The 11,450-nt window shown below is 43.2% G+C and carries 9 protein-coding genes; all 9 read right to left on the bottom strand.

The genetic code is table 11. From position 1 onward, the window contains the following. Positions 1–189: 189 nt before the first annotated feature. Positions 190–462 (bottom strand): hypothetical protein, encoded by a 273-nt coding sequence (locus tag V7L01_RS21080; RefSeq protein ID WP_335038059.1) that lies wholly within the window; start codon positions 460–462, stop codon positions 190–192. A 78-nt stretch (positions 463–540) separates the two neighbouring features. Next, positions 541–1,602, bottom strand: coding sequence for a WD40 repeat domain-containing protein (locus tag V7L01_RS21075; protein ID WP_335038058.1), 1,062 nt, complete (start codon positions 1,600–1,602; stop codon positions 541–543). Between the two features lie 74 nt (positions 1,603–1,676). Then, complete coding sequence (locus V7L01_RS21070; RefSeq protein WP_335038056.1) at positions 1,677–2,648, bottom strand: CobW family GTP-binding protein; 972 nt, start codon at positions 2,646–2,648, stop codon at positions 1,677–1,679. Between the two features lie 301 nt (positions 2,649–2,949). Further along, a complete protein-coding gene (locus V7L01_RS21065; protein WP_335038055.1) occupies positions 2,950–3,663 on the bottom strand; it encodes a hypothetical protein in 714 nt (237 codons plus the stop codon). Between the two features lie 617 nt (positions 3,664–4,280). Continuing rightward, entirely contained in the window at positions 4,281–5,195 is a 915-nt protein-coding gene (locus V7L01_RS21060; RefSeq protein ID WP_335038450.1) for an alpha/beta fold hydrolase, read from the bottom strand. Positions 5,196–5,276: 81 nt separating this feature from the next. Further along, positions 5,277–5,711 carry a SufE family protein gene (locus tag V7L01_RS21055; RefSeq protein ID WP_335038052.1) on the bottom strand — a complete coding sequence of 145 codons (435 nt, stop codon included), beginning with the start codon at positions 5,709–5,711 and terminating at the stop codon, positions 5,277–5,279. Positions 5,712–6,196: 485 nt separating this feature from the next. Next, a complete protein-coding gene (locus V7L01_RS21050; protein WP_335038050.1) occupies positions 6,197–6,703 on the bottom strand; it encodes an RNA recognition motif domain-containing protein in 507 nt (168 codons plus the stop codon). A gap of 635 nt (positions 6,704–7,338) precedes the next feature. Further along, a complete protein-coding gene (locus V7L01_RS21045) occupies positions 7,339–9,600 on the bottom strand; it encodes a M48 family metallopeptidase (protein ID WP_335038048.1) in 2,262 nt (753 codons plus the stop codon). A 108-nt stretch (positions 9,601–9,708) separates the two neighbouring features. Beyond that, entirely contained in the window at positions 9,709–11,337 is a 1,629-nt protein-coding gene (gene prfC, locus V7L01_RS21040) for a peptide chain release factor 3 (RefSeq protein ID WP_335038046.1), read from the bottom strand. Positions 11,338–11,450: the final 113 nt, after the last annotated feature.

Below are 11,450 nucleotides of genomic sequence, written 5' to 3'. Positions count from 1 at the left end.
GAAAGACTTTGAATTTTCCCCCTTCCCGTGTCGGGAAGGGGGTTAGGGGGTTAGGTTTTCGTGGACTTTTCCACATAACGTGAAAAGTCAGGTGCGTGCCGTAGGCGATCGCCACGTACAAAAAGCTTATAAAATTAATAAGGGCACAGCATTGCTGTGCCCCGAAAATATTCATAACTCCTAACTTTATTAAAAACCGACGGATGGCAGCTTGCCTTGTAACGACTGAAATTTAGCTTGAACACAGTTGGCACAATTGCAACCGAGTTTATCAGTAATTGGATGGGATGTTTGAGTAAACTTTGGTGTTACCAGATCGGGAATTTGTTGTGTAGATACTACTGTCATTATTTGGGTAGTATATACAGATTTCAGGCTAGATGCGTTTGCTGGATTGACTACCAGCAGCATGGATACCAGAAATGCGGGACAGGCAAGTAAAATCAGTTTGACTATGTTCATAATTCACACGAAGATAGCTTTGCTGATACAGCATAGCTAATAAATTGCCCTGCTTCAATTTTAATTACCAAGTATTGTTTAATTACGCCCGAATCCTTGACCCCGCAAAACCTTTGACCATACAAGTAATTCGCCCTGTTCGCCACCTGCGGCCAGTAACTTGCCTTGGGGATGCCAAGCTAGGGTAGAAAATCCTGCTGAGACACCTGTGATAATTTGGGATACTTCCTTGGCTTTGTTCCACAAACACAACCAGCCATCAGCAGCAGCAGAAGCGAGAAGGAAGCTTTTGGGTGCAAAGGCGATCGCATTAATCACGCCCACATGATTAGTTAAAACTCGTGCTTCCCAACCTAAAGTATCATCCTCTAGCTTTTCCCAGACTACAATACCTTCAACGCTAGAAGATGCCAATATTGGCGCACCTACTTTGGTCATAGCTTCTGACCATGCCAATTGGCGAATTTTACCAGGGAAGCCACGCATTACCCAAGGGTCGGGATTGTTCCATTCTAAAACGGTGACACTACGATCCATGTTGCCAGAAGCCAGGAATTTGCCATCGGGCGACCAAGCCATAGCTAAACTGACAGTAGTCATATCTAAGCTGTATGGTTCTTCATCCCAGTTTTGACTATGCCAAATCTTGACTCCCTTGTAACCACTAATGGCTAAGTATTCTCCGTCAATCCGCCAATCTATCCCCAATACTGAAGAGTTATCGAAATTCAGCGTCACGACAATTTCACGAGTATCTGCATCCCAAACTTGGACGTAACGCCCCAAACTAAAAGCCAGTTGGTTACTAGTGTAATTCCAAGCTAGCTTGTCAACCCATGCGGGGGCATTTTCCAAGGTGGCGATTAATTCAGTGTCGCGCCAAATTTTCACCTGTCCATCTTGTCCGCCAACGGCTAAAAATTTTCCATCTGGGGAAAATGCCAGACAGTCTACTGATTTACCGTTATCGGTTTGTAAGCTTGTGAGTTCGCCATCATTCCACAAAACTACTTCCCCGGCGGCGGAAGTTGCTGCTAAAGTTTGACCTTGTGGCGACCAAGCGATCGCAGTTACATAATCTGAAAGTGTCCCCGAATAGTGTTGTTCAAATTCCTTAGATTTGCTGGTTGTGGTGTTCATATTTGTAAAGGGGGAGTGGGGAATGGAGAATGGGGAATGGGGAAGGGGAAATTCCCTACTCCCTACTCCTTAAATTAAGCTAAACAAGCGAGAAAATCTTGCTTGAGTTGGGCTGCATCAAGGTTGCGACCGATGAATACTAGTTCGTTTTTGGGGGTTTCGCTTGGTTTCCAGGGGCGATCGGGTTTGCCATCAAATATCATGTGTACCCCTTGGAATACAAATCGATTCTCTTCTCCAGCAATATTTAAAATGCCTTTCATCCGAAAAATATCTGGGCCTTGGGTACGCAGTAACTCGGAAATCCAAGCGTTTAATTTTTCTCCATCGACTGCACCTGGTTCTACTAAAGCCACAGAAAATACAGTTTCATCGTGTACGTGGGCATCTTCGCCTAAGAAATCTGGATCGATTTCTAATGCACGATCTAAATCAAAGGCTTTTACACCTAATAAAGCATCCATTCCGAGTTCAGAATTTTGAGTACGGTAGATTTTTGCGATCGCATTCATCGCCCGAATCCGTTTTTCTAATTCATTCAACTCTTCTGGCGCTACCAAATCTGTTTTATTAAGTAAAATTACATCGGCAAAGGCAATCTGTTCTTGGGCTTCGTCTGCATCCCAGTGCTGTGATATATGTTTGGCATCTACAACTGTCACCACCGCATCTAGAGACAGTTGGCTTTGCAAATCTTCATCAACAAAAAACGTCTGGATCACTGGTGCAGGATCGGCTAATCCAGTTGTTTCAATTACTAAATGGTCAAATTTATCGCGCCGCTTCATCAAATTGCCAATGATGCGAATTAAATCGCCGCGCACTGTACAACAGATACAGCCATTGTTCATTTCAAAAATTTCTTCATCTGCATCGATAATCAATTGATTATCAATACCCACTTCCCCAAATTCATTGACAATCACAGCAACTTTTTTGCCGTGTTCGTAGGTGAGGATGTGATTGAGTAGAGTCGTTTTACCTGCTCCCAAATAGCCTGTAAGAACAGTAACGGGAACTGAATTGTTGATTACGTCAGCCACCATACTCTAAATTCCCTTTGTCTCACCTTATGGATAATCATTATCACATATCATAAATCTTTTTATATTTTTGTGCTAACTTGCTCTTCTTTTGGCTTTCAGCAAAATCATCACATAATTTAATTTAGAAACATTTTATTTTTCTGCATCCGTAATAAGTCATAAATATTTACAAATTGGTTAGCCTGACAGGAATATTGCATACTAGCAAAACTACTCCTTTGGAGAACTCTTAGAGTAGCAACAGAAACTTCTACAGACTTATCGAAAGTCGCAGGTAGTGGCTTGACAATGCCACATTCAGCTATGCTGTTTGTTCTTTGCAATTTCTATAAAAGATAAAAGCGGCAAAAATAATAAAGCCAATAGCTATAAATATCTGAGAATATGTCCCATTACTGCGGTTACTCAAATTAACTCCAGGGACGATAGTCCAGTAACTATCGGCAATGGCAACTCCTTGCTTCTCTAACCACGTTCTCACTTCTCCTTCTCCACCCTCAGTCACAAATCCACTCACCGTTACTGTTTCACTTTTTGGATCTTTGTGAACATACTCTTCGATATCATCCTTCTCTAATGAAATAATCAAATGAACCGGGGTGTTAGACTGAGAGTTCTCTCTCAATGCAATATAGACTCTGGGCATTTTATTGCCCTTTTGTGTTACTAACACATTGGGATCTGGATAGCCTGAAATATTCGCATAAAAACTGTGTTCAGCAATTTTGCCGGAACTTAGTTGAGCGATGTTAATCGTACCGATATCTTTGCTGAATGATTGCGCTAATGTAATATTTAGCATAATCAACCCGATTATTATAATAATTATCGGCATGAGGGCATTTTTTAGAAGTCGGTTACTTGTCAAATCATCAATTACATTCCACTTAGCAGAAAATTCTTTATCTGGATTTTGACTTTGAACTCGATTGCGTAAATAAGTCACTAACGATATAACTGGAAGATTAAGGATCATTAAACTTACAGATTGCCACTGCTTACCAAACAGACTCATCTGCATTTTTCCCAAAAATTTAACTGGCCCAGTATAGTGAAAGTCCCAATATATTGTCAGTGCAAGATACGCACAATACGCTAAAGATAAATATTTTAATTTCTAATTGTTACTCATTTCTAAAATTGTTATTTCCGCTCACTTTTTAACCTAAAAGAGATTAAACTGAGATCCGTACTCAAACGGAAATGGGGGCACGTGTAGCAGTGCAATGTAGCGATCGCTAATTTCACACCATTCACTACATCTCCCTTAGCTTTAGTAGCGTTATGACCACAATCTCAAGGATATGGAGAAGAATTAAACATTACCGATCCTGCATAAGAGGATGTTTGAAAAGTTTTGGGCGATTGGAAATCGCGGCTACACAAACAAAGTCCGCCTACGCGGACTAACGAAAAATCAAGCTTCTTAACCCACGCAGGTGGGTTTTGTCTGTATAGCCGCGACTTCTAGTCGCCAAGGCTAGTAATAATTTAGACTTTTCAAACATCCTCTAAGATTCAAAACCTCTCTCCTTTTAGGAGAGAGGTGAAAGTATATTGCATACAAACGAGAAGCGCTATGTGATAATTATCGGAAACAAGAAAACTATACTTTGATGGAGAAGTGAGGATTTAATTTTCTGGGGAGAACAAAAAATCTTGAACTGCTTCTAAAACAACTCCTGGGTACTCTTCATGTAGTCCCAAAGAACCGGGAATAACAACGCTTTTCACTCCTGGTAACGCTACTAAAGCGTTCATTTCTTCTCGTGATTTTGGGGGGCTGGATTCCCCAATTACTGCCATGAGGGGTACGGTTAAAGACTGCACAAGTCCCAGAAAATCAGATTGTTCGCATACAGCATCGAGATTACCAGTTACAAAGGCAGCAGATGCAAATCGCGCTCCTGGTTGTTGAGTCGTGTGCCATTTCTTCTCAATGAAACTGGGTGTAATTTTAGCCGCGTCAGTAAAGACATGACGGCGGTACATAAAACTTAAGAAAGATTGGGTAGTGTTGAGTTTGTAGAGAGCTTGACCAAGTATAGGCGATCGCACCAATTCTCTCACAAAGCCAGCTATCTGTTGACTTGCCCCCATTGTTGGCAAAGGCCCACGCCAAGTAGGGCCTAACAACACAATTCGTGAGAAAGTAGCAGGTTGTTTGACAGCTAATTGTAAAACATAACTAGCAGCATGACCAGCCGCGATCGCAGTAATAGGAGTATTAAAAACAGCTTTGACAAAATCTTCCAGAAATTGCTGATATATTTCTGGTCGATAATTCAAACTAGGGCGAGAAGATTCACCAAATCCAGGCCAGTCTAAGGCTACAACTTGAAAATTGGGAGCTAGTAACCTGGCAAGTTCGCCTACTTCCAAACGCGTCGAAACACTGCTGAAAGATGGTAGCAGCAATAGCGGTGAACCTTTACCGAGGGTTTCATAAACAACGCGCAATTGCTGATTTTCCCAATTCCAGAGATATTCTTGAACTACTCCACCAAAGCCAATAGCAGCAGGAGTAGATAATAAATTTGTTGACATTAGACTAAATTTTGGTAGTTGTACCTTATTTGTCATTAGTCATTAGTCATTTGTCCTTTGCTAATGACCAATGACCAATGACTAATGACCAATTTTAGATTCCAATGCTTTCTTTTGCATGGTTTTAAAAATATTGTAAAACCCATTAGCACGCGAAGGTGTCAGGCTAACATTTAAACCAGTTTCTTGAATAAAATCTGGAGTAAGCTGGACAATCTCAGTTGGCGTTAATCCATGCAATCCTTCAACTAGAAGCCCGACTAATCCTTTGGTTAACTGGGAATCGGAATCGCCCTGAAACACAACCTTACCGTCATCCAAGGCTGCAACGATATAAACTTGAGACACGCAACCAGGAACTTTATTTTCGGGTAATTTTTCAGCTTCTGGGAACTCATTGAGCTTCTGAGCATACCAGATTAGCTGTTCGTAGCGTCGCTTCGGTTCGGAAGCGCGTTGAAAGCGCTGGACAATTTTAGCGAGCGCAGGTGGCAAAGAATCTAGAGTTGAGGACATAACAGAAGCTGCAAACGATCGGTATCACTTTGAGTGTAGATTATCTTTAGAGGGATGCCTACGGCGAGCTGCGCCTACGCGCCTCCGGTTCACCTTGGCATATCAGCTAGCTATAACCTGTCAAATCTAGATAATTACTGCGTAGGCGTAGCCCCCCGTAGGCATCGCGTTCGCTTTGAGCGGCTTTTTTAATGCGTCGAATCTCAAAAACTTAATTTTTTTATAAGCAGGCTTTAACAGCAACTCTATAGAAGTTCCTGTTGTATCAGTATAGACTTATTGCTATTACGTAAGTATGGGGAATGCGTGAAATTTATGTGTCGTTTGATTTTACTATGCGATGCCTACAACAGGTTGCGCCTACGCACTTACAAAAATAGCTGCGAGTAATTTTTAACTAAGCAGCTAGATAATAATTGACAATTAAAAATTAAAAATCAAAAAAAAATTCTGATTTTTAATTTTTAATTTCTCGCCCTTAGGGATTAATTCGTAGTTTGTGCAGCTAGCATCTGCTTGAGCTTTTCTAATTCCGAAGCCCAACGAGGATCTGGACGAATAGCGTCTGAATCGGTAGTCGTGGTGCTTTGAGAACCACCGCCACCGCCACCGCCACCGCCACGACGAGGCTTTTTAGAGCTTTTCTCGCGGCGGCTACCTTCTCTATTTGGGCTAGGAGTGGGGGTACTACTAGCAGCAGTAACTGGTTTTGGAGCTTGCTCCTCGCCCTCATCACCCTTTGTACGAGGTAATGCCTTCTCTAGCTTAATGGCAGTGTCTTTAAACATCTGACCATTATACTTTTCAATGATTTCGTCAGCTTGTTCGTCGTTGTTGACTGTAAGAAAACCAAAACCACGGCATTTGCCAGTTTTGCGGTCTTTAATTAATTTAGTAGTTACAGCATCACCTTCTGCTGCAAAAACTGCTTGCAGATCTTGACGATCTATTTCTTCTTTAGGCAAATTACCTATATATAGACGAACGGACATGAACTATACCTCCAGAGTTGAATGAACATGGCAAGGCAAGAAAACAATCACTTGGCTTTGGCTTTTAATTAAATAGATGCTATTGACCAAGACTGCCATCAACCAATTTTTTTGCTCGAAACTGTCAACCTATACAACAATACAGTTTTTCGTCGGGATCAAGCTTGTTTAATCCAAAGGCTCACACTATGGTGAGCTAATAACACCTTAATTCTAAGAATTGTAAATTTAATAGCCTAGTGCCTGCTAAAGTACACGCTTTCTTCCATGCCCTTTTTCGCAGAATCAAATACCATTCCTTACATTACCACGGTATTTTCTACGTAGCTAGATTAGCGCATACATTTCCGACGTTAATACAATCGCATCGTAACATAAAACACATTTTTTTATGCAAGGGGGCATATTTTGAAACAAAAACCAGCCAGTGGCTGGTTAATTTGCTGCTGTGTTGGGAGGATAAAAGGTATGGAGCGGGGGAAAAAGCATCCGAATTCACAACTAAGCTGTAGTGCTGAGTTATGTCGGCTGCTATTGTTTGTGTAAATAAATGTAACACTTGGAAACAAAACCTGCAACTTTTGTTTACATTCCAATTTGTCCTTTGTCCTTTGCTAATGACCAATGACCAATGACTAACCAGTAAGAAAAACGTATGCACCCCAAGCCTGTGCCGCAACTGCCAAAAAAGTAGACCAAATGGGATGAGGGCTATAAATGGTTTTACCACTTTGAGTTTCCAGGGTTTGGATATCGATCCAAGGTGTTGCTCCTCGCCGAAACCAACCTGTGACGATAATTTGCCGACCGATTAGATCCTGGTGATTGACTGACTGTCCTAGCCAAGAAATGTGGTGTAATTTCACCAAGCCCGCGCTGGATTGGAGGATTAAGTCTTGCGCTAGGGAATTGCTAGTGCCTTGACGACCTAATAGTTTGCCCTCAAGACGCACGCTGATGCTGTCGATGGGTAAGGCAGAAGGGTCAGCTAACAGGGTGGGTAGGTAGTCCTCAGTTTGCAGGGTGGCAGGCTTAATATCAGGAAAGAAAGAATTAATCCGCATCACTGTACCGATGCTAAAGCCAATCAGAAGGCAGCCTGTAATGAAAGACCAATCTTCATATATCCACTTTAGATTTAAAAACTTGAGTGCGAATGCTAGTTGCCAGGTTAGCCAGACCAAAGCTGCAAACAGAACCCCTAGAGGAATTCCCAACCAGGGAGCGATTTGTAATAAGAAAGACTGACGTTTAACCTTTGATGGCTCGCTAGCAAAATGTAGTTCGGTGTCTAGATGCCAGTGACGGGCTATTTGGCAGAGGCGTTCGATGCGATCGCCCATTAAAGGATGACTATTATTAATCGTAAACCATCGGCGATAGGGATTGGCAGTATCCCACTTCAAAAAGGATTCAAAAGATAGATTGCTGGCAATAGTGCCCAAAGAAAGGCTCTGTTGATGGCTGACTGGTATTAGGAGATTTAAGCTTTCCAACTGCCAACTAGTTTCTTCCTGTTTTTGGATATCGGCTGCAATGCCAATGGCAATTTTGAGTAAAGCGCGAATCAGCGCATTGGGATTACCAGTAATTTCAGATGCGACGCGATCGCTATAATAAAGCCGCAATCGCGACAACCACAATGCAGTCCCAGTCAGAAAACACCAAACTCCATAAATTAGACTCGCCAGAATTGTCACCGGCCAGCGCCAAATTTTTGCTGATATTTTGTCTCCCCACCGCGACAGTTGCTGATATAGCTTATGAGTTGGTAGTGTCACCAGCAGCAACAAAGACATCACTGCAAAATCCCAGTGAGCAATATGCCCTAGCTGCGTGGCGTAAATAGTGGCGATTTCATCATCTGCTAGTTGCTCTAATAGCCCTTGACTCACAACAATCCTGGCATTACGTGGTAAACTACCATAGGTCAGGATGATTGGTGCAGCCATTGGCAAAATCCGCAGTTTAGGTAAAGGCCAGTGCCGCTGTTGGCAACAACGTTGTAGCACCCGAACTGCTTCGCGACTATGGGCATTCAATACATCTTTGGAAAATTCTCGCTGACCATAAAACTTCGCCAGTAACAGATCCAGCAACCAAGGTGATATTCCGATCGAAATCACCAATACTATTAGCAACAATTTAGTTGGGTCCTGGTATAAAAGCTGCAACGGCTCCAAATAAGGTAGCTTGACTAAAGTCTGGTTGATCGATCCCATTGCTAACTTGAGGATTTCGCGCATCACCCAAAACAGAGCAATGAATGTTCCTGCTGACAGTAGCCGCAAGGGTATTAATTTCGGCTTACGTAGGGGTTGCCATGCCTTCGCGCGTTGTGCTTGCCGCCAATAAATAACGCCGAATAATTTGGCTTGGGTGCGGGTCACAGAACCCATGAAGCCGCTTAGGGGCGTAGCAGATGGTGGGGGGGGTGGTGGTGTCGCTACTGTAGCTTTGAGCCTAACTAGTGGCACCATTGGCGGGGTATCGTCGCTTTTGGTTTCTTTGACTCGATCTTCTGGCTTTTCCTCTAATGTAGGAGTCACCGGGGGAGAATCTGGGGTTGAATTCTCAAAGGCAACAAATCCCGTTTCGACATTTTTTGATTCTCGATCGGGTTTTTTACGTTTTGTCAGGTGTTCGAGAGCGCGTGTTGCCCACTCTTGAACTTGCGGATTGTTACTCTCAATGAGATTTTGGGAAATAGCGATCGCTTTGGTAACTTCGCCACTGCGAGCATAAGCCATCACTAAACCAACCTGGGCTTGTAAGCTAGCAGTCGCATTGCTTTGGCTGTTAGCAATAGGTTCTAGTTGAGCGATCGCTGTTTGGTAATTTCCCTGCTTGAGGGCAACTAAACCAGCCTCCAAAGATGATTTGGCATGTGAAGGCATACAAATTCTGGCACTCCAATCTCTTCTAAACGATCCACGTTTGTGCAAAAGCGCGAACCTCGGATGCCGTGGAACTCAACCGCGCTCAAGTTTTGCTTGTCAAGTGAATTATTCTTCCACTGGTTGTTGACTAGAAAATACTGGAGCGATCGCGCTTAATTTTAACTCTGGATGGTCGCCCAGCAACTGCTGACAATTCCATTCATTGCGGAATAGTAACACTGGGCGTCCCATACTGTCTTTAACTGTAGTGGTATTGAATATCCGTCCCACTTTTTCTAATGCTTCCCAACCGCCCTCAACCCAACGGGCGACACTGTAGGGCAATACCTCTAGTAGGGTTTCTACACCATACTCGTTTTTTAAGCGAAACTGCACTACCTCGAATTGCAACTGACCCACCGCCGCCAAAATTGGATCGCGCTTGGCTTCATCAGTTGAATACATAATTTGCACAGCACCTTCTTCTCGCAATTCCGCAACGCCTTTTTGGAATTGTTTAGACTTCGAGGGGTTGGGATTCCTCAGAGATGCAAACAGTTCCGGCGAGAAATACGGAATCCCCTCATATTCGAGCTTTTGTCCCGTGTAAATTGTATCCCCGATCGCAAAAACACCAGGATTGTTTAAACCGATCACATCGCCAGGATAAGCCACATCAATCGATTCTCGCTCTTGGGCAAAGAGTTTTTGCGGGCGAGACAGACGGATGAGTTTACCAATGCGGGCGTGATTCACCATCATATCTTTTTCAAACTTACCAGTGCATACCCGGATAAATGCGACGCGATCGCGGTGCTTCGGGTCCATGTTCGCTTGCAGTTTGAAGACAAATCCCGAAAACTCCGGGTATGTAGGGGGAACTTCGCCAACACTGCTGTAGTGAGAACCGGGTTTGAGGGCATAGTCGAGGAAGTACTTGAGGAATAACTCTACCCCAAAGTTGGTCATAGCGCTACCAAAGAACACAGGAGTCATTTTGCCTTCGTGTACCAACTGCAAATCTAGCTCTGGCCCAACTCCTTCTAAGAGTTCCATATCATTTTTCAGTTGGTAGTACAGGCTTTGTTCTAGCTGCTCTTCTATTCTTGGATCGCCTAATTCTACTATCGTGTCGCGGGCTTCTCGGCTGCCGTGGGCGCTGCGTTCAAACAAGTGAATTTGTTGCATGTGTCGGTCAAAGACACCTTTAAAGCGATCGCCCATACCAATCGGCCAGTTTACCGCATAGGTTTGCAATCCCAGTTCTTGCTCAATTTCATCCAACAGTTCCAGAGGTTCTCTTCCTGGACGGTCGAGCTTGTTGATAAATGTAAAAATTGGGATACCCCGCAACTTACACACTTCAAACAATTTGCGAGTTTGGGGTTCCAAACCTTTTGCTGCATCAATCAGCATCACTGCATTATCGGCGGCGGCGAGAGTGCGGTAAGTATCTTCACTGAAGTCTTGGTGTCCAGGAGTGTCTAATAAATTTATTTGACAGTCCTGGTATTCAAATTGCAATACTGTGGAGGTAATGGAAATACCCCGTTGTTGCTCCATAGCCATCCAGTCAGAGGTAGCCTTACGTTGTGCCCGTCGCGCCTTAACTGCCCCAGCTTCGTGAATTGCACCTCCGTATAGGAGCAGCTTTTCTGTTAGTGTAGTTTTACCCGCATCAGGGTGAGAAATAATCGCAAAGTTGCGGCGAAGTTCAACTGCTTGAATAAGTTCAGACTGAAGTTCAGTAGACATAAGTGTATTTGTTTGTTAGCTAGCTTAATTTTTTTGACTCTGGTAAGTCTTTTAATCTTAAGACAACGATGCTCGTGATAGGGTCGTAATATAATCAACAATCTGACTAAATA

It is taken from the genome of Nostoc sp. (genome assembly GCF_036917095.1).
GTDB lineage: Bacteria > Cyanobacteriota > Cyanobacteriia > Cyanobacteriales > Nostocaceae > Nostoc.
The sequence above is the reverse complement of the archived record's forward strand: the minus strand, read 5'-3'. Positions and strand labels throughout refer to the sequence as shown.